The organism is Agrobacterium genomosp. 2 str. CFBP 5494 (assembly GCF_900013495.1).
Classification (GTDB): domain Bacteria; phylum Pseudomonadota; class Alphaproteobacteria; order Rhizobiales; family Rhizobiaceae; genus Agrobacterium; species Agrobacterium pusense.
On sequence record NZ_LT009718.1, the window covers coordinates 725,646 to 749,711 of the forward strand.

Below are 24,066 nucleotides of genomic sequence, written 5' to 3' on the forward strand. Positions count from 1 at the left end.
TGGCATGTGCACCCAGACCAAACAGGACGATCAGACCCCAAGCAATGCCACCACGACGGCTAGCCTGCACCGCCTGACGCTTCCCGGCCAGATGCTCCAGCGGGGGTTCTGGCTCTATGTCTGGCGGGTCCAGACCCCCAAGGGCGAGCGGCTCTATGTGGGCCGCACCGGTGACAGCAGCAGCCCCCACGCCACAGCCCCCTACACCCGCATGGGGCAGCACCTTGGATTCTCCAAGGCCGCCAACAGTCTTAGAAGGCTACTTACCGAAGCCGGGGTGGAACCAGAAAGTTGCGGGCAGTTTGATCTGATCTCTTACGGTCCGATCTTTTCGGAAATCGGGATGACCAAGGACCAGCTTCGTGCCGATCAGATGCTGCTGCACACTCCGGTGCGGGATCAGATGGCCGCGTTGGAGAAGAAGCTGCGAGACGCGTTGGCGGCGGCGGGTTACTCGGTACTGAATGTAGTCCACAGCAAAAAGCAATGCGACGCCGCCCAATGGGAAGCGGTGCGAAATGTATTCACTGAACACTTTCCAAGCTTAGGGCGGTTTGATCCATGAGGCTTTCCAGAATCGAAATCGAAAACTTCAAGGGGATTGGCGCCGCACAGGTTATCGATCTGAGGCCAATCACGCTGCTGTTCGGCCCGAACAGCGCCGGCAAAAGCACGATCCTTCAATCGCTGCACTACCTCCGCGAAATCCTTGAGCGCCGAAACGCGGACCCAGACCAGACGATCGCCGGCGGGCTGATTGATCTTGGAGGGTTTGCGACGCTGGTACACGGCCATGACCTGAGTCGAACCATCGTTATCAAGGTTGAGATCGATGGTGTTGACGGTCATGGCTCCGAGCGCCTGCCCTTGAACTCGGGTGCTTCCCTGTCCGCGGCGGAGTTCGAAAATTTGCCGATCCGTTACCTTGTGGGTGAAAATACCGACCTGAAAGACTACGCGGTCGTGCAATCGATCGGCGTCAGCCTGTCAATCTCATGGAGTGACTTGCTGGCAGGGCCCTATGTTTCGGCGATCACTGTGATGATGGACGGCGCTCATATCGCCACGATTATGTCGCCGGCACAGTCAGGTCAGGCGATACTGTCGAAGTTTAACTTCGATCATCCTCTGTTCCGTCGTTTTCGCGACGCGGATGAGCCACGGGAACCAGAAGAGGAACTCTCACCGTATCCGCTTGCGGATGAAATCCTCGATCTGTCTCGGCAGATGTCCAGAACCAACGATCTGCAATTACACGACTATCGCATTGGCGTGGAAACGTTCCTCGGAGCGCTACCGGACCTCAGTCGGCCGATGGTCAGCGATCTTCGCGATCCAGAGGTCAAGAAATTCGAACTGGAAACCAAAACGCCACGGGTTCGTGGTCTGAACGCACTCGTGGACGAAGTGATCGTAGGCCCGCTGCGACTGGTACGCGACTATCTCAGCGCGATGACCTATGTGGGGCCGCTGCGCGAAATACCCAGCCGAAAGTATCGGCCGCGCCTTTCCCCGGACGAATCGCGATGGGCGCAGGGCCTTGCCGCCTGGGACCTGCTCTATACGGACCCCACCGGTAAGCTGTTGTCAGAGGTCAATGTCTGGCTCGGCGGTGAAGAACGGCTAAAGTCCGGGTATCGGCTGGAGAAGTTTCAGTTCAAGGAAGTTCCAGTTCCCAGCCGTTTCCATCAGCTCTTCGAGCGGAGTCTTTCCGAAGACGATCTTGGCGAGTTGCAAGACCTTTACGTTACGCTGAGCAGTCGCTCTGAGATTGCCCTGCGCGACTTCGAAAAGGGCATAATCGTTGCGCCGAGCGACGTGGGCGTTGGCATATCGCAGATGATTCCGGTCATCGTCGGCTGCCTTCGAAACCAGCAAGGCATTCTTGCGATCGAGCAGCCTGAATTGCATATTCACCCGGCCATTCAGGTCGGCTTGGGCGATCTGTTCATCCAGGCGATTCAGAAAAGCGAGAGCATTTTCGGACCTGGCAAGACGCTGCTCGTCGAAACGCACAGTGAGCACATCATGCTTCGGCTCCTGCGCCGCATCCGCGAAATGAGCGAGAATGAACTACCGCCCGGTATGATAGGCCTCTCGCCAAATGATCTTGCTGTGATCTATGTTGAGAACACTGATGATGGCGTCCGCTTTCGGGCACTTCGCGTTGATCGCGAGGGAGATTTCATCGACCGCTGGCCGAGGGGCTTCTTTGAAGAGCGTGCGGAGGAGCTGTTCTGATGCTCTACGAGTATGCGGTCGAGCCTCAGGCAATCGGTTCAAGCTGGCAGACGTTTCTTTACTTGATAGAAAAGTTCGGTTTTGATCGCGGCCGGCTGATTTCGAGGTTGCCGGGCAAATGGGAGAAAAAGGTCATACAGGCTGCGAAAGAGGCGGGCGTCTCCGACATTCGGATGGCAAGCATTATCGAGCGGCTGAAAAATGCGAAGTCGGTTGTCGTGGATTTTGGGCGACCTTACGACGCCGAAAAGTCCTGGCTCGATAATGCGCAAACCGAGCATGAACGTGCGCCGTTCCATGCAATCATAGCGCAGCAAAATCCCAGCGGGAACGCGTCGGTATTACCGGTGGCCGATATAAACGACCAGCAACCGCTCATGGCGGTGACGCAGGACCGTGCAGTATCGCGCGAAAGTGAAACCATCGCCCAGACGTTAAGTGGCTTTCTGCGAGTCGGCACCCTGATTTTGTTTGTTGATGCATTCTTCGACCCCTACAACGCCCGTTATAGGAGCACTCTCAGGGCATGCCTCGCTGTCGTTAAGTTATACAATTCTGCCGCCACTTGTGAAATTCACTACCGCTATCACGGCAATAAGCCCGCAAATGCCGAGTTAGAAGGGGATGTGGCAAGGCTTTTCGATGGGGTTATCCCAGAGGACATGGCCGTTTCCATCTATTGCTGGCGGGAGAAAGCCGGAGGCGCCGATTTCCACGCACGTTATCTGCTAACGAACTGCGGAGGTGTCGGTATTGACGCTGGTTTCTCCGCCGAAGGCGGCCATCAAACAACTGATATGTACCTCATGAGCCTCTTGCAGTCGCAAGCTAAGCTTGCGTCTTTTGAGAAAAATGCAACCGATTTCGAACTTGTGGGGCCGGTCCTAGAAGTCCGATCGGACGGCAGTGTTCGTCGAATCTGACATAGAGATGCGCACTGCCGACTACCCGTGATAGTGTCGCGTTTCGATGTGCGCCAGCAGACCATTTTTGATCAAGATTTCCGATGTACCAACATCATATATCCCGTCAACCGAACCTGGTAATATCGTCTCAAGATCAGCAATTAGCTTGTCGCGTTGATACGTTTGCGGCGTCCCGCTAAAGTGGTTTGACAAGTAAAGGTGTCTTGTCACGGCATTCAATCTGAGGGCGCTGAGCCTGAGTTCACGATTTGCAGTGAAGACAAATATTACTTTAACAGCATTATCTTCAAACGCTCGCATATATTCTCTAGCGCGCTCTTCGGAGGAAAACACCCAGAGATTCTTGCCAAGGTCGGCTCTAATATCATCCGAATTTGGAAGATTTACGCCACGATAAAGATGCAGGCCTTTGCTAAGTGTTCGGTCTTGGGCCGGCTCCAGATACTCGGCTATTGATTGTAACGACATCTCAAAAAAACTTCCTTGATCAATAGATACACCATTGTGCTTCGCCCTACCGAATGAAAGTTTCCAAAGCTTCAATTTGGCAAGGCACCAGGTTCATCTTTCCATACAGGCTGATAAAAATTCAGCCTCCTGGCGAAGATATTCGTTCCTTCTCAGACCCAACGCAACCATTTTACCTATCTATTTCAATGACATATGTGTTCGGATTTTCGTCATAGATGGCGCGCCATTTCCTTTCTTAAAAACAAGCATTGAAACACGCGATATTTCTAGCCTCGTATGCGGCTTGGATGAGCAAGTCCGTTCCGCCAGATTCCTCGGCCCCTCTGGCACGCGGCAGGACCGAACGAATTCCACACATCCCGAATATATGTTAAAATCATCCGATCGTGAGATGGCTCGGGGTGAAAGCCATGCTGGAAGCGGATAAGGTATTTGCGGGGTCGATTCCGGAAAATTACGACCGCTATATGGTGCCGTTGATTTTCGCACCTTTCGCCACTGATCTGGCGCGGCGGGCGGCGGCATTGATGCCGGTTGATATTCTGGAGGTCGCTGCAGGAACCGGCGCCGTCACGCGCGAACTCACGTCCCGACTATTGCCTGCCGCCAGCTATGTGGTGACCGATCTCAATCAGCCTATGCTCGACTTCGCCGCGTCGCAGCAGGCACCGGATCACCGTATAAAATGGCAACAGGCCGATGCTCAGCTCCTGCCTTTTGCAAGCGCTGTCTTTGATCTTGTCTTCTGTCAGTTCGGCGCAATGTTCTTCGGTGATCGGCCGTCGGCCTATCGTGAGGCAAAGCGGGTGCTGAAGCCCGGCGGGCATTATTTATTCAATGTCTGGGATCGCATCGGGGAAAACCACTTCGCCGATGAAGTGACAAACGCGTTGGCGCGCCTGTTTCCCGATGATCCACCCCGCTTCCTGGCACGCACCCCGCATGGTTATCATGATGTGGCCGCGATCCGTCGCGAACTGGAGGATGCGGGGTTTTACCGGGTGACGATCGAGACGGTGGCGGCGCAAAGTCGGGCCGCTTCGCCCCGTGTTCCGGCGGTCGCTTATTGCCAGGGAACGGTTCTGCGCACGGAAATCGAGGCAAGGGCCCCCGGAACACTGGATGCTGCGACAGATTACGTCACCGCAGCCATTGAAGCCCGCCATGGCAGCGGTGAGGTTACCGGCAAAATTCAGGCGCATGTGATTCTCGCCGCATTATAAAGTCTGCGCCCCCAGCGATTTTCGGTTCACGGACAAGCGCGGAAATACCATCAATATTAGTGGTTTTGAGTAAAGGCCCATTCATCGCGGTTTCCGATTGTCCGAGATTTCCGGGCTTTCGCGTGTCATCGAACTTTCCTCAAACCTTCGTCATATTGTCATACAATATAAGCATATGCGCTTCAGAAAAGGAGCGCAGAATGACGCCACAATCACTTGAACTTTCGGGCATCGGCAAAGGCTTCGGCGCCGACGATGTTCTGAAAGAGATCGATCTTTCCATCCGCCCTGGAGAGTTTTTGTCCCTGGTGGGCATGTCGGGCTGTGGCAAGTCCACGCTGCTGCGCATCATAGCGGGGCTCGAAACGCCGGATCGCGGTTCGGTGTCCATCGGCGGACAGGATGTGACCGAGATCGATCCGAGCGACCGTAATCTCGCGATGGTGTTCCAGTCCTACGCCCTTTATCCGCATATGAGCGTGCGCCAGAACATCGCGACGCCGCTTAGGATGCGCCGTTTGCCCTTTGCCGCGCGGCTACCGCTGATCGGGCGGTTTGCGGCCCCGGCCGAAACGGTGAGAGAGATCGAAGCAGCCGTCGAGCAGGCGGCCGAGACGCTGCAGATCGCGCATCTGCTGGATCGCAAGCCGGCGCAGCTTTCCGGCGGCCAGCGTCAGCGTGTTGCGCTTGCCCGGGCACTGGTGCGTTCGCCGGCCGCCTTCCTCATGGACGAACCGCTCTCCAATCTTGATGCGAAGCTTCGCGCCCACATGCGCGAAGAGCTGGCCGGCCTGCACCGGCGGCTCGGCGCGACTTTCATCTATGTCACCCATGACCAGATCGAAGCCATGACGATGTCCGACCGTATCGCGTTGATGTCTGAAGGTCGTATCGAGCAGCTTGGCACGCCGGATGAACTCTACCGCAAGCCCGCCACGCTCACCGTCGCGCGCTTCATCGGGACGCCCTCCATCAATCTGCTGCCGGTCGAAATCGCCGCCAGCGGCAAGGTGACGGCTTTCGCCCGGGATCTTGGTCTCGAAGCCGCGGGCCGCGACGCCGGTCCCGCAACGCTTGGTCTTCGCGCAGAGGATCTGCGTCCCGGCGCGGAAGGTTTGGCCGTGCGCGTGGTCCGCAGCGAAACCCATGGCGCAGACCGCTTCGTGAGTTGCCGTCTTTTAAGTGATGAGACGGTGGCCATAACCCTGCGACAGGGTGCCGGCGAAACGCTTGGCGCTGATGCGGATGGCGTCATGACCCTCGGTTTTGTGCCGGAGCGCGCGCATCTTTTCGCCGCTGACGGTCTCCGCCGCAAGGTGACCGTTCGCGAGCAGGTGCCGGCATGACGGCGGTTGATTTTTCTGGCGCGGCGCGTGCCAGCGCTCGCCCGCGGCTTTCAAAGGCCGACCGGCGGATGATCCGGCGCGGCCTGATCTTTGCGGCACCCGCAAGCTTGCTGCTTCTGGCAATCTATATCGTGCCGATGCTCGTTCTCGCCGGGTTTTCCGTCACGGATTATCAGCTTGGCGCGCTGTCCACGCGCTTTGTGGGGCTGGGAAATTTCGTCAAGGCGTTTCAGGATCCGGTTTTCCTGCGTGCTTTGACGAATACGGCCATCTACGCTGCCATCGTCATTCCCTTCGGTGTGTTTCTGGCGCTCGGCGTAGCCTTGCTTGTCTATAATCGCAAGCGCAGCCGCGCCTTCTGGGAAGTAGCTTACTTCCTTCCGGTCACCGCAACGCTGGTGGCCATGGCGACCGTTTGGCAATTCCTGCTCCATCCATCGCTCGGCCCGGTGAATGCCGCGATCAAGTGGATGGGCTTCGAACCCGTCGCTTTCCTCTCCAACCCCGTTCTCCTTATCCCTACCATGGCGCTGATGGGCGTCTGGCAGATACTCGGCTTCAACATGGTGCTGTTCCTTGCCGGTCTCACCGCCATTTCGAAGGATTTGCACGAGGCGGCGCGTCTCGATGGCGCGAAGAACCCGGTGGACCGCTTCCTGACGGTGACATGGCCGATGCTCGGACCGACGACCATGTTCGTTGTGGTCACCACCTCCATCTCGGCCTTCAAGGTGTTCGAGACGGTGGCAGTGCTGACCAAGGGCCGTTTCGGATCGGAGACGTTGCTGTTCGATCTCTATCTCGAAGGTTTTGAGTATTCCAACACCGGTTATGCCGCCGCGCTGACGGTGATCTTCCTCGCAATCGTACTGGTGCTTTCGATCGGCCAGACGCTGCATATGGACCGGAAGGTGCATTATTGATGGCCGCACTCCGCAAATATCTTCCGCATCTTGTGTTGGCGCTCGGCGCTTTCCTGATGCTCCTGCCGTTCTACTGGATGGTGCTGACGTCAATCCGTTCGCCGGCGGAAATATTCAACGTTTCGCTCTGGCCGATCCCGGAGAAATTCGACGCGGCCGATAATTACACCCGTGCAGCCGGGCAAGTGCCCATGGCACGCTTCATGCTCAATGGCGTCATCGTCTGCGTCGGTATTCTTGTCGTCCAGATACTGACATCTGTGCCGGCGGCCTACGCTCTGGCGAAACTGCGGTTCCCGGGCCGCAAGCTGCTTCTTGGCCTGGTCGTCGCCGCGCTCTGCGTCCCCATCCAGGCCCTTGCCCTGCCGCTTTTCGTCGGTCTGGCAAAGACGGAGCTGCTGAACACCTATTTCGCGATGATGATGCCCTTCTTTCTCTCCGTCTTCGCCATCTTCCTGTTCAATCAGTCCTTCCGCAGCTATCCGGATGAAATCATCGAAGCGGCACGCATGGACGGCTTCTCTGAAATGGAGATCTGCTGGGGGCTTGTGCTGCGTGGTTCGCTGCCTTCACTCGCCGCCTTCTCGGTCTTTTCGCTCGTCGCCCACTGGAACGACCTTTATTGGCCGATGATCGTTATCTCTGACACTCATCTCGCGCCACCGCCGCTTGGCATGATGTTTTTCGCCGATGTTGAATCCGGCGCAAATTACGGCGCGCTGATGGCGGGCGCGACACTGATTACCGCGCCGATGGTGCTGTGCTTCCTTGTGGCACGGCGGCATTTCATCGCCGGTATTACCATGACCGGCGTCAAGTGACGCCGTTCAGACTTCCTCCTCCCAACCTCTCTGGAGACTGACATGAAACTCAACCGACGCGCTGTGATGGGCGGTCTGGCCCTTGGCATGGCTTTTGCGGGCCTCGCTCAGCCGGTTTTCGCCAACGAAATCACGCTCAATGTTCTCTACAACCTGCCGGGCTTCACGAAATTCCATCAGCCGCTGGCCGATGAATTCATGAAGAAGAACCCGGACGTGAAGATAAACTTCCTCGCTCCGGCTGCCGGTTATAACGAAGGCCAGCAGCAGGTTCTGCGCTCTGCCGTTACCGGTAATCTGCCCGACGTTTATTTCTCGGGCTACAATCTGACGGCGGAACTGGTGCACACGCTCGCACCGCGTAACCAGATCACCGATCTCGGCCCGTTCATTCAGGCTGAAGGCGGTCAGGCTTTCCTCGACAAGAACTACAGCCCGAAGATGGCGGCACTCGGCCAGATCGACGGCAAGCAGTATGGTCTGCCGGTCAACGCTTCCTCGCCGATCATCTACATCAACTCGGACCTCGTCACCAAGGCCGGCGGCGACCCGGACAAGATGCCGACGACCTTTGCGGAGCTCATCGCTCTTGCCAAGAAGATCAAGGCTCTCGACCCCAAGTTTGCTGGCATGAGCTACGATATCAACGGCTGGCCGGATGACTGGCTGTGGCAGGCGCTCATCGTCGAACAGGGCGGCAAGCTCGTTGACGAGAAGGCCAAGACCGTTGCCTTCGACAACGAGATCGGCCTCAACGCCCTGAAGATGACCCGCCAGTTCGTCACCGAAGGTGGCCAGAACCTGCTCGATTGGGACCAGTCCCGCCAGCAGTTCGGTGCAGGCCTCACCGGCTTCATCTTTTCGACGCCCGCTCACGTTCAGACGATCCAGGGCCTGGTTGGCGATCGCTTCAAGCTGAAGACGGCGACCTTCCCGCTGGACAACAAGGAAGAGGGCGGCGTTCCGACCGGCGGTAACTCTGCCGTTATCCTGACGCAGGACAAGGCCAAGCAGGATGCTGCCTGGAAATACCTGAAGTGGATCACCGGTCCGGAAGCGCAGAACACCATCGTTCGCATCACCGGTTACCTGCCGACCAACAAGCTGGCAACCGGGCCGGACTTCCTCGCTCCTTATTACGTCGAGAACCCGAATGTGAAAACCGCTTCGCTTCAGGCTGACCGTTCTCTGCCCTGGGCCGGTTACCCCGGTGGCGATTCCGTCCGCATCTGGCGCACCCAGCGCGATATCATCGGCACCGTCATGCGCGGTGAGGTGACGCCGGAAGCCGGTCTCAAGCAGATCGTCGAGCAGACCAACGCCCTGCTGAAATAATCAGCACCATCGAGAGGCTGCGGGAAATCCGTTCCCGCAGCCATTTTGCGCAGGAAGCCCCAAATGAAGATTATCCAGATCACCGATACCCATCTTCTGCTGCCCGGCGTCGCCATAAATGGCGTCGACCCGGAAAAGCAGCTGCGCGCGGCAATCGCCGATATCGTTGAAAAACACGCCGACGCCGATCTTCTTGTCATGACGGGCGATCTTTGCAATTACGGTGAGCCGGAAGCCTATGAGCTGCTGCGCGGCATCCTCGCGTCGGTCTCCATGCCGGTGCGGCTGATGCTCGGCAATCACGATCGCCGCCCGGAATTCGTGGCCGCCTTTCCCGAACAGCCGCGCGACGATAACGGTTACATCCAGTCCTTCATCGACACCGATTTTGGTCGTTTGCTGTTTCTGGACAGCCATGAAGCCGATGTCATAGGCGGCATGTATGGTGAGGATCGTCTGGCATGGCTGGAGAGCACGCTGGAAAGCGCGGGCGAGTTGCCCGTGACGGTTTTCATTCACCACCCGCCGATGGATTGTGGCATCCGCCATTTTGAACATATCGGCATGCATGATGACGGGGCTGTCATGCGCCGGCTCGTCGCTCACCCGGCCGGTGTGCGTCACATCATCTTTGGCCATATCCATGTGCCAATGGCAGGCACGACGGCCGAAGGCATCGCTTATAGTTCCGGTCAGGCCTGCGCGCATCGCTTTATCACTGATATCGACGTCGTCGATCCCCTGTGGACGGGCGGCAATCCCTGTTACCGGGTCATAAGCCTCGGCGCGTTCGGCCTGCGTGCCTATGATGTGGAAGTGGGGCAGGTCGTGCTTGGGCGGGCGCCTGTCTGCGAAGGCCCCTGACGAGTTGCTTTTTCCTCACTGCGATGACGCGAAGTGGGCTCGTCACTCCTCGCCGATCACGGCGTAACGGAAGTCTCCTGCCGATCGCAGGGCCGGTATGGTGTGAGGGACTGCCAGCCTGTCGCGCCAATGCGTCACTTATTGTCGCTGAACGGGATTTGATACGCAGAAGTGATGGTTCCCTTCTTGCCCTTGATCTATGTCAGTTTCATCGATGAAACTGCACGCCATAGTCGCCGAATAGGTGGCCAGCCGAATGCCGTGCCATCGTGATTGCAGATCATGGAGAAGTGCATGCTCGAAAAGCGTATTCGCAACGCGTCCCTTTTGAACCGGATCGTCAGTGCCGAAGAGGCCGCCAGTCTCATTCGGGATGGCATGACTGTGGGCATGAGCGGCTTCACGCGTGCCGGGGAGGCGAAGGCGGTGCCGCTGGCGCTGGCGGAGCGTGCCAAGCTGCATCCCATGAAAATCACCCTGATGACGGGGGCATCGCTGGGCAATGATCTCGACAAGACCATGGTCGAGGCGGGCATGCTGGCGCGTCGCATGCCGTTCCAGTCCGATCCGGCTTTGCGCAAGGCGATCAATGACGGCAAGGTCATGTTCATTGACCAGCATCTCTCCGAGACCGTCGAGCAATTGCGCGGCGGTCAGATTCATGGCGTCGATATCGCCATCGTTGAAGCCGTGGCGATCACGGCTGAAGGTGGCATCGTGCCCACCACCTCCGTTGGCAATTCCGCGAGCTTCGCCATCCTGGCCGATAAGGTGATCGTCGAGATCAACCTGTCCCAGCCCGAGGTGCTGGAGGGGCTGCACGACATCTTCATTCCCGCAAAACGTCCGACCCGCATGCCCATCCCGGTGGTGGCGACGGATAGCCGTGTCGGACTGCCCTTCATTCCGGTGCCGCCGGAAAAAATCGCCGCTATTGTCCTGAGTGACAAGAGCGACAGCTTCTCGACAGTGCTGCCGCCGGATGATGAAACCAGGGCCATTGCCGGCCACCTCACTGAATTCCTGCTGAACGAGGTGCGTCAAGGCCGTATGACCCACGAACTTCAGCCGCTTCAGGCCGGCATCGGCACGATCGCCAATGCTGTGATGCACGGTTTCATTGATACGCCGTTTCACGATCTCAAAATGTATTCGGAGGTCCTGCAGGACTCCACATTCGAACTTTTCGATGCGGGCAAGCTGACTTTCGCGTCGGGTTCGTCGATCACCTTGTCCTCCGCCATGAATGAGCGGGTCATGCCGCGTCTGGCCGAATATAAAAGCAGGCTCATTCTGCGCCCGCAGGAGGTCAGCAATCATCCCGAAGTTATCCGTCGCCTCGGTATCATCGGCATCAACACGGCGCTGGAATTCGATATTTACGGAAACGTCAATTCGACCCATGTCGGGGGAACGCATATGATGAACGGCATCGGCGGCTCGGGGGATTTTGCCCGGAACGCCTATATGTCCATCTTTGTCACCAAGTCTATCGCCAAAGGCGGCGCCATATCGAGCGTCGTTCCCATGGTCAGCCATGTCGATCACACTGAACATGATGTCGATATCCTCGTGACCGAGACGGGCCTTGCCGACCTTCGTGGCCTTGCGCCTCGTGAACGCGCAGCGGTCATCATCGAGAACTGCGTGCATCCGGCCTATCGTGATGCGCTAACGGACTATTTCCAGCGGGCAGTCTCGCGGGGAGGGCACACGCCGCATCTCATCGAAGAAGCGCTTTCGTGGCATGGCGCCCTGCGTGAAAGGGGCACCATGCTGCCGCAGAAATAGCGGCGGATCAGGAATCCAGCCTGAGGTATCGGAAGCGCTCACGCGAAATTGGGTCCGTTTGGACACACCGGGATGGAAATCATCCGCCACTTCGCTGTGGTTGCTGGCGCGTCAGTTCCGCCTCCGGTAGAAAATCCTCTCTCTCGGCAGCGACCCGGCTGCCTCAGGGTTGCAGGAGAGTGATGTGATGCCCATTCGCTTCGTCGCCATGATCGCGATTGTTGCCCTGCTTGCCGGTTGCGGTGGGCGGCCGATCGGAGTGATGACGCCAACGGGACAAACAGTGGCCGGTACGACGCCGGTGAATCTCCTTGTCGCGACGACACGCGCGCCGTCTGACAATCCTGCGGTTCTTTTCGGCGGCGAGCGGGGTACGGGGCTGAAGGTCGACGCGGTCACCGTCTCGATACCGCCAGACGCCAACCGCAAGGTCGGACAGGTGCAGTGGCCGAAGAAGCTGCCGCCCAATCCGCTGAAGGATTTCACTACCGTTGCGGTCGAGCCCATTCGCTCCGAAGCCGAGACGCGAAGCTGGATCGGCCGGCATATTGAAAAGGACCGCCGCGTGCTGGTCTTCGTGCATGGTTTCAACAACCGCTACGAGGAATCCGTCTATCGATTTGCCCAGATCGTCCATGATTCCAGAACCGATGTCGTGCCCGTCGTCTTCACCTGGCCGTCACGCGCCAGCATCTTCGACTATAATTACGACAAGGAAAGCACCAACTATTCCCGTGACGCGCTGGAAGAGATGCTGACGCGGCTGGCGAAAGACAAATCCATCCGTGAAGTCACGGTCATGGCGCACTCCATGGGCACCTGGCTTGCGGTGGAGGCGTTGCGGCAGATGGCCATCCGCAATGGGCGCGTCGATCCGAAGATCGGCAACGTTATTCTGGCAGCACCTGATCTCGACGTGGATGTCTTCAGCCGCCAGTTCGCAAGCCTCGGCAACACACCACCGAAATTCACGCTCTTCGTTTCGCAGGACGACCGCGCGCTCAGCCTGTCGCGCCGCATTTCCGGCAATGTTGACCGTCTTGGCCAGATCGATCCTTCCGTTGAGCCCTACAGCAGCCAGCTGGAAAAGGCCGGTATCACGGTTCTCGATTTGACGAAGCTGCAATCGGGCGACCGCCTGAACCACGGCAAGTTTGCCGAAAGCCCGGAGGTCGTGCGTCTGATCGGCGACCGCCTCATCGCGGGCCAGACCGTGACGGATTCCGATGTCGGCCTGGGCGAAGCCTTGGGCGCCGTCAGCATCGGTGCCGCGCAGACGGTGGGAACAGCAGCGAGCGTTGTGGTCAGCGCGCCAATTGCTGTGTTCGATCCCCGCACGCGGGAAAACTACGGCAGGCAGGTGGAGCGGCTTGGCCGCTCGGTGGAAAATACCGTGGGATCGGTGGGTGATACGGCCGGCTCCGTGGTGGACGATCAGGCGCTTCAGTCGTCAAGGATCAACTGCGATGCCGCTGCCAATCGAAACCGGGCGGAATGCCGCAATCGCTAAACTGCGATGCGTTAGGGGCAGCGGGAACGTAGGCGCTTTTTGTCACAGAGCGTCGCAGATTTGTATACAGCTTGTATTTTTATCTGTATGGTCGGTCGACAACCCTTTTCGGAGTAAGACCCCATGCGTTGGAAACGCACCCTTCAGCTTCTCGATGTTCATTGCGAAGGCGAAATCGGCCGTGTCGTCACCGGCGGCGCGCCGAAAATTCCCGGCAATACGGTGGCTGAACAGCTTCACTGGATGAATACCGACCCAAAGGGAGAGGCGCTTCGTCGCTTCCTGACGCTGGAGCCGCGCGGCACGCCCATGGGCTCGGTCAATCTGCTTCTGCCGCCGAAGCATCCGGATGCGCACGCCGCCTTCGTCATCCTTCAGCCGGACCAGGCGCATGCCAGCTCCGGATCGAATTCCATATGCGCGACGACTGCGCTTCTGGAAAGCGGCATGGTGGAGATGCACGAACCGGAAACCGTTATCGTTCTGGAAACGGCGGCCGGTCTGGTGAAGGCAACGGCCACCTGCCGCGACGGGCGCTGCGAAAAGGTCAAGTTGACCATGGTGCCGTCTTTCGTGCATGCGCTTGATGTCAGCATCGACACACCCCAATGGGGCAAGGTGACGATGGACATCTCCTATGGCGGCATTTTTTATGCGCTGGTGGATGTGCGTCAGATTGGTCTAACGATCGAAAAAGCCAATGCCGCGAAGCTGGTCTCTGCGGGTATGATCCTGAAGGACCTGGTCAACCGCGAAATGACCGTTGTGCATCCCGAAATCCCCGCCATATCGGGCGTGGCCTATGTGATGTTCCGCGATGTGGACGCCGATGGCTCCATCCGCACCTGCACCACCATGTGGCCGGGCCGGGCGGATCGTTCACCCTGCGGCACCGGTAATTCCGCCAATCTCGCCACGCTTTATGCGCGCGGCAAGGTGAAGGTGGGCGACGAGTATAAATCCCGCTCGATCATCGGTTCGGAATTCGATGTCGGCCTTTCCGCCGTCACCGAAGTTGCGGGCCGTCCGGCTGTCATTCCCACGATTGCCGGGCGCGGCTTTACCTTTGGTCTGCATCAGGTCGGCCTCGACCCATTCGACCCATTGGCCGATGGTTTTGCCATGACCGACGTTTGGGGTCCGGAAGCGGGCAACATCTAAAGCGCGCTTCAAAAAAATGACATTTACGGCTGCCTGATCATGTCGGGCGGCTGTTTTCCCGCGACAAAAGATGCTAAGCGGGCGCAATTCCATCATGCTCCGAGGTATCCCGATGAAGTCGCTCACCCTGCGCCGCCCTGATGACTGGCACCTGCATCTTCGTGATGGCGCCATGCTGGAAGGGGTGATCGGGGATACGAGCCGTCATTTCGCCCGCGCCATCATCATGCCGAACCTGGTGCCGCCGGTTGTCACCACCGCAGATGCCCGCGACTATCGCGACCGCATCGTCAAGGCCATTCCCGCGGGCGACAGCTTTGAGCCCTTGATGACGCTCTATCTGACCGAGGACACGCAGGCCGACGACGTGGAAGAGGGCAAGAAAAGCGGCCTGATTACCGCCGTAAAGCTTTATCCCGCCGGTGCCACAACCAATTCCCACGGCGGTGTCCGCGATTTTAACAAGGCCATGCCTGTTCTGGAGCGCATGGCGAAGATCGGCCTGCCCCTCTGCGTGCATGGAGAAGTAACAACGCCGGAAGTTGATATTTTCGACCGCGAGAAGGTCTTCATCGAGACGGTTCTGGAACCGCTGCGCCAGCGCCTCCCGGAGCTCAAGGTGACGATGGAGCACATCACCACCCGCGATGGCGTTGACTATATCAAGTCTTCCAAGGCCAATCTGGCCGGCTCGATCACCACGCATCATCTCATCATCAACCGCAACGCCATTCTGGTTGGCGGCATCAAGCCACATTATTACTGCCTGCCCGTCGCCAAGCGCGAGGAGCACAGGCTGGCGCTGCGGGCTGCCGCGACCTCTGGCGATGCGCGCTTTTTCCTTGGCACGGATTCCGCTCCGCACGTGGACCCGCTGAAGGAATGCGCCTGCGGTTGCGCGGGCATTTACACGTCCATCAATACGATGAGCTGCCTTGCCCATGTCTTCGAGGACGAAAACGCTCTCGACAAGCTGGAAGCTTTCGCTTCGCTCAACGGCCCGGCCTGGTATGGTCTGGCGCCGAATGAGGAGACGATCACGCTGGTCAAGCGCGACGAGCCAGTGTCATTCCCCGCCAAGATCGAAACGGGCGCCGGGCCGGTGACCGTATTCGATCCGATGTTCCCGCTTCATTGGGATGTAAACTGATTTTATGACCGCCGGCACTGCCGGCGGTTTTGTTATGGTCCGCCGGCACCTCGGCTGGCGCACGAAATACCGAACAAAGACGCGTGCTTTCCGAACACCGATCCGGGTTTTCGGAGCGAGAAACCAAGACCTAAAAGGAGAACGCCTATGAACCACTTCACATTCACCGATCGCGCCGTCGTTGCCGAACTGGTTGCGAAAATGTTGTGGGAAATCAAGGCGGTCCATTTTAATTCCGAAAGCCCATACACCTTCGCGTCAGGCATGAAGAGCCCTGTCTATATCGACATGCGCAAGCTCATCTCCTTCCCGCGCATTCGCTCCGCAGCCATGGATTTTGCGGCGGCGGCTGTCCTGCGTGAGGCCGGTTTCGAGAAGTTTGACTGTGTGGCCGGCGGCGAAACTGCGGGCATTCCCTTCGCCGCTTTCCTTGCCGAGCGCCTCGGCCTGCCGATGATCTATTGCCGAAAGAAGCCGAAAGGCCATGGCCGCAATGCCCAGATCGAAGGACATATGCCCGAGGGTGCCCGCGTTCTCGTCATCGAGGATCTGACGACCGCAGGTGGCTCGATGTTTACCTTTATCGACGCCATTCGTGCGGCGGGCGGCATCGTCGATCACGGCATCGCACTCTTCTATTACGGCATCTTCCAGGAGGCGGAAGCACGCTTTGCCAACGGCAATGTTAAGCTGCATTACCTGACGACCTGGCGCGATGTTCTGGCCGTTGCCCGGGCTGAAAAACTGTTCGATGAAAAGACCCTCTCCGAGGTTGAAGCCTTCCTCGATAACCCGCTGCCCTGGTCGGCAAAGCGCGGCGGTGTCAGCGAATTGCCGCAATCCTAATTTCGGATGCGGGTGGCCAGCTTGTGGCTGGCCTTCCGATCCATCTTCGTCTAAATCGATTTAAGTCCATTTGATTTGCTGTTTTGAGGAGGACCGTAATGATCCTGTGTTGTGGTGAAGCTCTGATCGACATGCTGCCCCGGCAGACAACGCTGGGAGAGGCGGGTTTTGCCCCTTATGCAGGCGGTGCGGTCTTCAACACGGCCATTGCGCTGGGACGTCTCGGCGTTCCCTCCGCCTTTTTCACCGGTCTTTCCGATGACATGATGGGCGATATCCTGCGGGAAACCCTGAGGGCGAGCCATGTCGATTTCAGCTATTGCGCCACTCTTTCGCGCCCCACCACCATCGCCTTCGTAAAGCTGGTCGACGGCCACGCGACCTATGCCTTCTATGACGAGAACACCGCCGGCCGGATGATTACCGAAGCCGAGCTTCCGGCGCTGGGCGCCGATTGCGAAGCGCTGCATTTCGGAGCCATCAGCCTCATCCCCGAACCCTGCGGCAGCACCTATGAAGCGCTGATGACGCGCGAGCAAGAAAGCCGTGTCATCTCGCTCGATCCAAATATCCGCCCTGGCTTCATCAAGGACAAGCAGTCGCATATGGCCCGCATCCGCCGCATGGCTGCCATGTCCGATATCGTCAAGTTCTCGGATGAGGACCTTGCCTGGTTCGGTCTTGAAGGCGATGAGGATACACTCGCCCGCCACTGGCTGCACCACGGCGCAAAGCTGGTCGTCGTCACCCGCGGTGCGAAAGGCGCCGTTGGCTATACGACCGGCCTGAAGGTCGAAGTTGCTTCTGAACGCGTGGAGGTGGTGGACACCGTCGGTGCGGGTGACACCTTTGATGCCGGCATTCTTGCGTCGCTAAAAATGCAGGGCCTGCTGACCAAGGCGCAGGTGGCGTCACTGACGGAAGAGCAGATCAGAAAGGCGCTTGCGCTCGGTGCAAAGGCGGCGGCAGTCACCGTTTCGCGCGCTGGCGCCAATCCGCCTTTTGCGCACGAAATCGGCTTGTGATGGGTTAGGGTTGAACCATTTTGAAAAGATGGTTCAACACGCATCACGCCGCCAAAATCGTGAAAAACCGTTATTTCGGTATTATCAAGCTTGTGTCTGCTGTTTTTTCGAGAAACAAGCGTCGCATGAGTGTTTCAACAGCCCATCCCTTTGATTTCGACCCGACCTACGGCATGCAACGCGAGCAGTTGCTTGCCATCACGCCCCCGGAAGCGCCACCCGGTTTCGATGACTTCTGGGAGAAGCGCTATCGCCGCGCGCTCGCCACTGATCCGCGCCCGGTGCTGCGCCGGAGCAAGCTGAGCGATCCCCGTTGGCAGGTCCTCGATCTGACCTACACCTCCACCGACGGTTTCCGTATCGGTGGATGGCTGCTGTTGCCGCGCGAAGGACAGGTCCGCCGCGGCCTGGTCGTCGGCCACGGTTATGGCGGGCGCGGCGAGCCTGATTTCGATGTGCCGGTGAAAGAGACAGCCGTGCTGTTTCCCTGCTTTCGTGGACTGTCGCTGAGTGCCTGTCCGCCGATTTCATCCGATCCGGCCCTTCACGTTCTCTATAATATCGAGCGGAAAGACGATTATATTATCGGAGGCTGTGTCGATGACCTTTGGATCGCGGTATCGACGCTCGTCAGCCTTTATCCCTGGCTGGAAGGGCAGGTGGGTTATAGCGGCATCAGCTTCGGGGGTGGTATCGGCGCTCTTGCGATCCCTTATGATAAGCGTATCGACCGCGGCCATCTCGTCGTGCCGACCTTCGGCCACCGACCGTTTTGGCTGACGCTGCCAACACTCGGCAGCGCGGACGCCGTCCAGACCTATGCGAAGACGCACGCCCATGTGCTTGAAACGTTGCGCCTCTTCGATGCGGCCTGCGCGGCCGCCCGCATAAGCGTGCCCATGCTGATTGCGCCTGCGCTTTTTGATCCAGCCGTGGCGCCGCCCTGCCAGTTCGCGGTGGCCAACGCTTTGCCGCCGTCAAAATTTAATGAAATCTTCATCCTCGACGCCGGGCATTTCGATTACCCTGACAGCGCATCGCAAGATGCGGTCCATAATGACAAGGTCAGACGGTTTTTCAAGGTGCCATGAAACGCGAATATCTCCGCTGGTATAGTCACAGGCTCCATCGCGACATGGAGCTCCTGATATTCGGTCATGCCGGCGCGAAGGTGCTGATGTTCCCGACACGCGACGGGCGCTTCTTCGAATATGAGGAGTTGGGCGTCGTCGAAAGTCTTTCTCACAAGCTGGAGGCCGGCCACCTCCAGCTTTATTGTATCGAGGGTCTGGCACGGGAAAGTTTCTACGCGGGCCACAACCACCCCGCTGACCGTCTCCGACGTCACGCCGCACTCGAGGCCTATATTCTGGGCGAAGTGCTGCCGCTGATGTCAGAGAAAAATCCGCACGGCAGCACCATCGTGCAGGGCTGCAGCCTCGGTGCCTTTCAGGCCGCCAGCCTCGTGTTCCGTCACCCGCATCTCTTCACCAAGCTCGTCGCCTTTTCCGGCCGCTATGACCTGACGATGGAGGTGGAGTCTTTCGGTGATCTATTCGACGGCTATTATGACGATGACGTCTATTTCCACATGCCGAGCCACTTTCTCCCCGGGTTAAACTGCCCATGGCGGCTCGATCACCTGCGCCGCATCGACATGGTCTTCACCATTGGCGACGCTGACCCCTTTCTGGACAACAATCACCACTTAAGCCACGTGCTTTCGGGCAAGCAGGTGGGGCACCAGATGCATGTCTGGGAAGGCCGCGCGCATCGGGCGGGTGCGTGGCGCAAGATGGCGGCGCTTTATATTTGAGGCTGGAGCCCGCGCCTCATGCGAGAAGAAATTCCATCAGGGCATTCTGGGCATGTAGAAGAAAAGCTTTTGCCGACCGGCTCTGACAGGCCGGATGGGCCATTGCGTCCGCGGTCACCTCTTGGCCACGCGAGACTGGCGGACAGGGCAAAAAAATCACATCAGGCCGCATCCTGTCGAGAAGGGACGCGGATATACGATAATCGGCCAGATAATGATTGGCGTCGGACGGCCAGGAATCGGTAATGACCACATCCGCATCCAGTAGCTCATCCATGTCCGTGCTTGCCCGGAAGTTCGGATTGATGAGCGCGGCATCCGTGACGTGCCATTGATCCGGGTAAACCTGCGTGACCTGAATGGGCAGGGAAATCGAGGCTTCGATCCAAGAGCGTAAAATATTGGCGTCCGGTGCTACACCGACGATTTTGAGGCCGGCTTTCTGGCCTCTCAGGCTTTTCACATAGGCTAAATCACCAAGCGTTTCACATGGATGATTGAATTTTGTCCGCGCGTTGATGACAGGTGCGCGCATGTCGGCTGCAAGTGCCCGAAGTGTCGAGAGGTCCTTCGTGCGGATAATCAAAAGATCGAACCAATTGTCGAGATAACCAGCCAGATCGGCAATCTCTTCTCGGCCGTTAAAGTTGATCGGAACGGTAACGCAGGTGCCGCCCATCGCCTGGATACCGAGATCAAAGGCGGCGGTATTGCGCCAGCCGGTGTCGTCAACGATCAGCCCGGCACGTTTTCCCTTGAGCGTCTGTGGCATCGTGCCTTGTAACCAGTCCTCGGCCAGAGCGCACGCGCGGTCGATGATCGAGAAGATCGCGTCCGCACTCAGGTTGTGAAACTCCAGAAAGTCTCTGCCCGGCCGGAACGACATATGCACCTCCAAATGACATTCGATCAACGCTGCATTGAAAAAAGCCGGAAGTCGCCCTCCGGCTTTCGTAAATTGCAGTGCCTGGATTTACCCCGCCAGACCCGCCAGCGCCTTCACCAGGCCCTGCGTAGAGCTGTCATGGCCAGCGGCGCTTTCCTTTCCTTCGACGACCGGAAGCAGGCCGGTCGCCAGTTCCTTGCCAAGCTCCACGCCCCATTGGTCGAAGGAGTTGATGCGGAACAGCACGCCTTCGACGAAGACGCGATGTTCGTAAAGCGCGATCAGGCGGCCAAGCGCGAATGGCGTCAGCTTGTCGTAGACGAAGGTGATGGACGGACGATTGCCGGTGAAGACACGGTGCGGCGCAATGAAATCCGCATGTCTGTCATCCACGCCCTTAGAGGTGAGCTGGGCTTTTGCCTCAGCCAGCGTCCGCCCCTTCATCAGCGCTTCCGACTGCGCCAGGCAATTGGCGATGAGAAGCTGGTGCTGGTGGCGCAGTTCGGGCTCGAAACCGTTGGCTGCGATCATGAATTCCGCCGGGATGACGCTCGTGCCCTGGTGGATCAGCTGATAGAAGGCGTGCTGACCATTCGTGCCGGGCTCGCCCCAGACAACCGGGCCGGACTGGCCTTCGACCGGCGTGCCGTCGATGGTCACACCCTTGCCGTTTGATTCCATGTCCAGCTGCTGCAGATAAGCCGGGAAACGCGAGAGCCGCTGGTCATAGGGCAGGATCGCCCGCGTCGGGTAATTCAGTACGTTGCGGTGATAAAAACCGATCAGGCCGAGCAACATCGGCAGATTTTCACGGACCGGCGCCTCGCGGAAGTGGCGATCCATGGCGTGGGCGCCATCCAGGAACTTGCCGAAATTATCCGGACCGATGGCGATCATCAGCGGCAGCCCGATGGCAGACCAGATCGAGTAACGGCCGCCAACCCAGTCCCAGAAACCGAAGATGCGGTCGCTTTCGATGCCGAAGGCGGTAACCTTGTCCAGCGCTGTGGAAACCGCGGCAAAGTGATGCTTGACGGCGTCTTCACCCAGCTTTTCGGCGATGAAGCGGCGCGCCGTGGCGGCGTTCGTCATCGTCTCGATGGTGGTGAAGGTCTTCGACGCCACGATGAAGAGCGACGTCTCGGGGTCGATGAGCTTCAGCGTATCGGCGATATGCGCGCCATCAATGTTCGAGACGAAATGCGCCCGCGGGCCGTCATGGAAAGGTGCCAGCGCCAGCGTTGCCATGACCGGGCCGAGGTCGGAACCGCCAATGCCGATATTGATGACATCGGTAATCCTTTTACCGGTCGCGCCCTTCAGCGAACCGGAACGGATGGCATCGGCAAACCTGCCCATGGCAGACAGAACCGCGTTCACATCGGGCATCACGTCCTTGCCGTCAACGAGAACCGGCGTGTTGGCGCGATTGCGCAACGCGGTATGCAGGACGGCACGGTCTTCGGTGAAATTGATCGCCTTGCCGGAGAACATCTCCTCGCGCTTGGCCTCGACGCCGCCTTCTTGTGCAAGCTGTTCGAGAAGCGTGACGATCTCTTCATTCACGGCGCACTTGGAATAATCCATCAGCAGGTCATCGAACTTGGCGCTGAAACGGCTGAATCTCTTGTCATCAGCCGCAAAGGCGGCGCGAAGATCGGTTGCGGCTGTGCTGCTCGCCGTTGCTTTCAGTTTTTCGATGGTGGCCTGCATCTTGTGCTCCTCGGCTTCCGTGGAAGGATGAGGAAACTATTCTTTTTCAGGCGGCCAAATCAAGGCGGCTTCGATAAAAGAAAAGAGCCGGTCACCCGGCTCGATTTCGTTCAGTTCAGATTGCGCAATTCGCGCCGCAGGATCTTGCCGACATTCGATTTCGGCAGCTCGGTACGGAACTCGATGATCTTCGGCCGCTTGTAGTTTGTCAGGTTCTTGGCGCAAAACGCCTTGAGTTCCGCTTCCGTGAGCGACTGGTCCTTCTTGACCACAAAAAGCTTGACGGTTTCGCCGGAGTGCTCGTCCGGAACGCCGATGGCGGCGCATTCCAGAACGCCTGGATGGCTGGCGGCCACTTCCTCCACCTCGTTCGGATAGACGTTGAAACCGGAGACGAGGATCATGTCCTTCTTGCGGTCGACGATCTTGGTATAACCGCGTTCATCCATGAAGCCCATGTCGCCGGAACGGAAGAAGCCGTCTGATGTCATCGCCTTTGCCGTCTCGTCCGGCCGCTGCCAATAACCCGCCATCACCTGCGGCCCACGGATGCAGATTTCTCCGACCTCTCCGGTGGGCAGGCTGTTGCCGTCCTCGTCGCGAATATCGATTTCGGTGGAAGAGATCGGCAGGCCGATGGTTCCGCTGAACTCCGTGGAATCGAGGCGGTTGACGGTGGCAACCGGCGATGTCTCGGAGAGGCCGTAACCCTCCGCAATGGGGCAGCCGACGATGGAAAGCCAGCGTTCCGCGACAGGCCTTTGCACCGCCATGCCGCCGCCGAGAACCAGAATGAGCGACGACAGATCGAGTTTGCGGAAATCCTCGTTGTTCATCAGCGCGTTGAAAAGCGTATTGATGCCGGGGAAAATATGCGGCTGATAATGCGACAATTCTTTCACAAAACCGGGAATATCGCGTGGATTGGCAATCAGCAGATTGTGGCCGCCAAGCGCAATGCCCATCAGCGAATTCACCGTCAAGGCGAAGATGTGGCAGAGCGGCAGCGCGCAGATGAAGTTGAGAACTTCAGGGCGATCCTTTTGGCCGTTGAAGGCGGCGTCCAGCCACAGGCTGATCTGAAGCTTGTTGGCCAGAAGGTTGGCATGCGTGAGAACCGCACCCTTGGATACACCCGTCGTGCCCCCGGTATATTGCAGGAAAGCAATGTCCTGCGCCGTGAGGCTGACCGGCTTCAGCGAAAATCCCTGACCTTCCTTCAGCATCGCCTTGAAGCTGATGGAGCCGGGAATGGTATAGGCGGGCACCAGTTTCTTGACCTTGCGGACCACCAGGTTGACGATATGTCCCTTGAGGCCGAGAAGATCGCCCATCGCCGCGACGACCACGTGCCGCACCGCCGTTTTCGGCACCGCCTGCTGCGCCACATGCGCGAAGTTCTCCAGCACGAAAAGCGCCTTTGCACCGGAATCCTTCAGCTGATGTTCCAGCTCGCGCGGTGTGTAGAGCGGATTGACATTGACCACCACCATGCCTGCCCGCAGGATTCCATAAACCGCAACCGGATTTTGCAGGATGTTCGGCATCATCACGGCAACCCGGTCGCCCTTTTCCAGTCCTCTGGACTGCAGCCAGGCGGCGACGGCTCGGGTTTCAGCGTCCAGTTCCCGGTAGGTCAGCGACTTTCCCATGCTGGAAAAGGCCTTCCGGTCGGCAAACTGCACGCAGCTCTTTTCGAGAAGATCGACGAGGGAGGCATTGGTCGATACGGGAATCTCGGAAGGAACGCCCGGCGGATAGGAAGCCAGCCAGCGCTTCCCAATGACGGCGTTCTGCGGGTGTCCCAGGGACAATTCACTCATGCTGCTCCTCCCAGAGTCTCTTCGCGCCGCGCATTCTGTGGAACGCGTGACCAGCGCTTTCGGCTGCCTGATGTTCACGAGGCTCCCGCACCTGCCGGGATCTGCCGGCGTGAGGGAACCACTTGTGACGTCACCGGATCGACTGCTCCTCCCGCTCCCCGGTGACGAATGATAGACGCGTAATCCCTTGACGTC

Annotated in this window: 21 protein-coding genes; 17 read left to right on the top strand and 4 right to left on the bottom strand. The window is 58.5% G+C overall.

Features of this window, described 5'->3' with window-relative positions; genetic code table 11:
• Window positions 1-4: 4 nt before the first annotated feature.
• From AGR2A_RS03410 to AGR2A_RS03420, 3 genes are read left to right on the top strand one after another with little or no spacing between them, the layout of a single operon-like run.
• Window positions 5-565: a RidA family protein gene (locus AGR2A_RS03410; RefSeq protein ID WP_072493930.1), complete on the top strand. Its 561-nt coding sequence runs from the start codon at window positions 5-7 to the stop codon at window positions 563-565.
• Complete coding sequence (locus tag AGR2A_RS03415; RefSeq protein WP_072493931.1) at window positions 562-2,241, top strand: AAA family ATPase; 1,680 nt, start codon at window positions 562-564, stop codon at window positions 2,239-2,241. Before AGR2A_RS03410 ends, AGR2A_RS03415 begins: the two co-directional genes overlap by 4 nt.
• Window positions 2,241-3,164: a hypothetical protein gene (locus AGR2A_RS03420; protein WP_072493932.1), complete on the top strand. Its 924-nt coding sequence runs from the start codon at window positions 2,241-2,243 to the stop codon at window positions 3,162-3,164. Before AGR2A_RS03415 ends, AGR2A_RS03420 begins: the two co-directional genes overlap by 1 nt.
• Before the next feature lie 21 nt (window positions 3,165-3,185).
• On the opposite strand, the gene AGR2A_RS03425 is transcribed toward AGR2A_RS03420, so the two are convergent.
• A complete protein-coding gene (locus AGR2A_RS03425; protein ID WP_080822398.1) occupies window positions 3,186-3,710 on the bottom strand; it encodes a hypothetical protein in 525 nt (174 codons plus the stop codon).
• 338 nt (window positions 3,711-4,048) lie between these two features.
• On the opposite strand from AGR2A_RS03425, the gene AGR2A_RS03430 reads away from it, so the two are divergent.
• The 14 genes from AGR2A_RS03430 to AGR2A_RS03495 all read left to right on the top strand — a co-directional run bounded on the left by AGR2A_RS03430 (window position 4,049) and on the right by AGR2A_RS03495 (window position 19,449).
• Window positions 4,049-4,861, top strand: a complete 813-nt coding sequence (locus AGR2A_RS03430) for a class I SAM-dependent methyltransferase (RefSeq protein ID WP_072493934.1) — start codon at window positions 4,049-4,051, stop codon at window positions 4,859-4,861.
• 200 nt (window positions 4,862-5,061) lie between these two features.
• Entirely contained in the window at window positions 5,062-6,207 is a 1,146-nt protein-coding gene (locus AGR2A_RS03435; RefSeq protein ID WP_072493935.1) for an ABC transporter ATP-binding protein, read from the top strand.
• Complete coding sequence (locus AGR2A_RS03440; protein ID WP_035206712.1) at window positions 6,204-7,130, top strand: carbohydrate ABC transporter permease; 927 nt, start codon at window positions 6,204-6,206, stop codon at window positions 7,128-7,130. Before AGR2A_RS03435 ends, AGR2A_RS03440 begins: the two co-directional genes overlap by 4 nt.
• Window positions 7,130-7,951, top strand: coding sequence for a carbohydrate ABC transporter permease (locus AGR2A_RS03445; RefSeq protein WP_072493936.1), 822 nt, complete (start codon window positions 7,130-7,132; stop codon window positions 7,949-7,951). The genes AGR2A_RS03440 and AGR2A_RS03445 overlap by 1 nt, the downstream gene beginning before the upstream one ends.
• A 42-nt stretch (window positions 7,952-7,993) precedes the next feature.
• Complete coding sequence (locus AGR2A_RS03450; protein ID WP_072493937.1) at window positions 7,994-9,286, top strand: ABC transporter substrate-binding protein; 1,293 nt, start codon at window positions 7,994-7,996, stop codon at window positions 9,284-9,286.
• A 63-nt stretch (window positions 9,287-9,349) separates the two neighbouring features.
• Window positions 9,350-10,150: a phosphodiesterase gene (locus AGR2A_RS03455; protein WP_072493938.1), complete on the top strand. Its 801-nt coding sequence runs from the start codon at window positions 9,350-9,352 to the stop codon at window positions 10,148-10,150.
• A gap of 294 nt (window positions 10,151-10,444) precedes the next feature.
• The gene (locus AGR2A_RS03460) at window positions 10,445-11,941 is read left to right on the top strand and encodes an acetyl-CoA hydrolase/transferase family protein (RefSeq protein ID WP_006698932.1); all 1,497 of its coding nucleotides are present in this window, start codon (window positions 10,445-10,447) and stop codon (window positions 11,939-11,941) included.
• 187 nt (window positions 11,942-12,128) lie between these two features.
• On the top strand, window positions 12,129-13,451 hold the full coding sequence (locus AGR2A_RS03465; RefSeq protein ID WP_006698933.1) for an alpha/beta hydrolase: 1,323 nt from the start codon (window positions 12,129-12,131) through the stop codon (window positions 13,449-13,451).
• Window positions 13,452-13,574: 123 nt separating this feature from the next.
• Window positions 13,575-14,612 (top strand): 4-hydroxyproline epimerase, encoded by a 1,038-nt coding sequence (locus AGR2A_RS03470; protein WP_072493939.1) that lies wholly within the window; start codon window positions 13,575-13,577, stop codon window positions 14,610-14,612.
• Window positions 14,613-14,724: 112 nt separating this feature from the next.
• On the top strand, window positions 14,725-15,762 hold the full coding sequence (gene pyrC, locus AGR2A_RS03475) for a dihydroorotase (RefSeq protein ID WP_072493940.1): 1,038 nt from the start codon (window positions 14,725-14,727) through the stop codon (window positions 15,760-15,762).
• Window positions 15,763-15,909: 147 nt separating this feature from the next.
• Complete coding sequence (locus tag AGR2A_RS03480; protein ID WP_004439706.1) at window positions 15,910-16,608, top strand: orotate phosphoribosyltransferase; 699 nt, start codon at window positions 15,910-15,912, stop codon at window positions 16,606-16,608.
• A gap of 98 nt (window positions 16,609-16,706) precedes the next feature.
• Window positions 16,707-17,633, top strand: a complete 927-nt coding sequence (locus tag AGR2A_RS03485) for a carbohydrate kinase family protein (protein ID WP_037089369.1) — start codon at window positions 16,707-16,709, stop codon at window positions 17,631-17,633.
• Window positions 17,634-17,758: 125 nt separating this feature from the next.
• Window positions 17,759-18,724: an acetylxylan esterase gene (locus AGR2A_RS03490; protein WP_072494853.1), complete on the top strand. Its 966-nt coding sequence runs from the start codon at window positions 17,759-17,761 to the stop codon at window positions 18,722-18,724.
• The gene (locus AGR2A_RS03495; protein ID WP_037089368.1) at window positions 18,721-19,449 is read left to right on the top strand and encodes an esterase family protein; all 729 of its coding nucleotides are present in this window, start codon (window positions 18,721-18,723) and stop codon (window positions 19,447-19,449) included. The genes AGR2A_RS03490 and AGR2A_RS03495 overlap by 4 nt, the downstream gene beginning before the upstream one ends.
• A gap of 16 nt (window positions 19,450-19,465) precedes the next feature.
• Here the strand turns inward: AGR2A_RS03495 and AGR2A_RS03500 are convergent, their stop codons facing one another.
• From AGR2A_RS03500 to AGR2A_RS03510, 3 genes are all read right to left on the bottom strand, one after another.
• Complete coding sequence (locus AGR2A_RS03500) at window positions 19,466-20,335, bottom strand: ornithine carbamoyltransferase (RefSeq protein WP_072493941.1); 870 nt, start codon at window positions 20,333-20,335, stop codon at window positions 19,466-19,468.
• An 87-nt stretch (window positions 20,336-20,422) separates the two neighbouring features.
• Window positions 20,423-22,048, bottom strand: coding sequence for a glucose-6-phosphate isomerase (pgi, locus tag AGR2A_RS03505; protein WP_080822399.1), 1,626 nt, complete (start codon window positions 22,046-22,048; stop codon window positions 20,423-20,425).
• Window positions 22,049-22,158: 110 nt separating this feature from the next.
• Entirely contained in the window at window positions 22,159-23,871 is a 1,713-nt protein-coding gene (locus AGR2A_RS03510; protein ID WP_072493943.1) for a long-chain fatty acid--CoA ligase, read from the bottom strand.
• Between the last annotated feature and the right edge of the window lie 195 nt (window positions 23,872-24,066).

Bases quoted from the DNA above. Each gene is read 5' to 3' on its own strand.
- AGR2A_RS03460 (WP_006698932.1), top strand. From the start codon at position 10,445: ATGCTCGAAAAGCGTATTCGCAACGCGTCCCTTTTGAACCGGATCGTC.
- AGR2A_RS03465 (WP_006698933.1), top strand. From the start codon at position 12,129: ATGCCCATTCGCTTCGTCGCCATGATCGCGATTGTTGCCCTGCTTGCC.
- AGR2A_RS03410 (WP_072493930.1), top strand. From the start codon at position 5: ATGTGCACCCAGACCAAACAGGACGATCAGACCCCAAGCAATGCCACC.
- AGR2A_RS03500 (WP_072493941.1), bottom strand. From the start codon at position 20,335: ATGTCGTTCCGGCCGGGCAGAGACTTTCTGGAGTTTCACAACCTGAGT.
- AGR2A_RS03440 (WP_035206712.1), top strand. From the start codon at position 6,204: ATGACGGCGGTTGATTTTTCTGGCGCGGCGCGTGCCAGCGCTCGCCCG.
- pgi (WP_080822399.1), bottom strand. From the start codon at position 22,048: ATGCAGGCCACCATCGAAAAACTGAAAGCAACGGCGAGCAGCACAGCC.
- AGR2A_RS03480 (WP_004439706.1), top strand. From the start codon at position 15,910: ATGAACCACTTCACATTCACCGATCGCGCCGTCGTTGCCGAACTGGTT.
- AGR2A_RS03455 (WP_072493938.1), top strand. From the start codon at position 9,350: ATGAAGATTATCCAGATCACCGATACCCATCTTCTGCTGCCCGGCGTC.
- AGR2A_RS03450 (WP_072493937.1), top strand. From the start codon at position 7,994: ATGAAACTCAACCGACGCGCTGTGATGGGCGGTCTGGCCCTTGGCATG.
- AGR2A_RS03495 (WP_037089368.1), top strand. From the start codon at position 18,721: ATGAAACGCGAATATCTCCGCTGGTATAGTCACAGGCTCCATCGCGAC.
- AGR2A_RS03435 (WP_072493935.1), top strand. From the start codon at position 5,062: ATGACGCCACAATCACTTGAACTTTCGGGCATCGGCAAAGGCTTCGGC.
- AGR2A_RS03420 (WP_072493932.1), top strand. From the start codon at position 2,241: ATGCTCTACGAGTATGCGGTCGAGCCTCAGGCAATCGGTTCAAGCTGG.
- AGR2A_RS03470 (WP_072493939.1), top strand. From the start codon at position 13,575: ATGCGTTGGAAACGCACCCTTCAGCTTCTCGATGTTCATTGCGAAGGC.
- AGR2A_RS03430 (WP_072493934.1), top strand. From the start codon at position 4,049: ATGCTGGAAGCGGATAAGGTATTTGCGGGGTCGATTCCGGAAAATTAC.
- AGR2A_RS03510 (WP_072493943.1), bottom strand. From the start codon at position 23,871: ATGAGTGAATTGTCCCTGGGACACCCGCAGAACGCCGTCATTGGGAAG.
- pyrC (WP_072493940.1), top strand. From the start codon at position 14,725: ATGAAGTCGCTCACCCTGCGCCGCCCTGATGACTGGCACCTGCATCTT.
- AGR2A_RS03445 (WP_072493936.1), top strand. From the start codon at position 7,130: ATGGCCGCACTCCGCAAATATCTTCCGCATCTTGTGTTGGCGCTCGGC.
- AGR2A_RS03490 (WP_072494853.1), top strand. From the start codon at position 17,759: ATGAGTGTTTCAACAGCCCATCCCTTTGATTTCGACCCGACCTACGGC.
- AGR2A_RS03415 (WP_072493931.1), top strand. From the start codon at position 562: ATGAGGCTTTCCAGAATCGAAATCGAAAACTTCAAGGGGATTGGCGCC.
- AGR2A_RS03485 (WP_037089369.1), top strand. From the start codon at position 16,707: ATGATCCTGTGTTGTGGTGAAGCTCTGATCGACATGCTGCCCCGGCAG.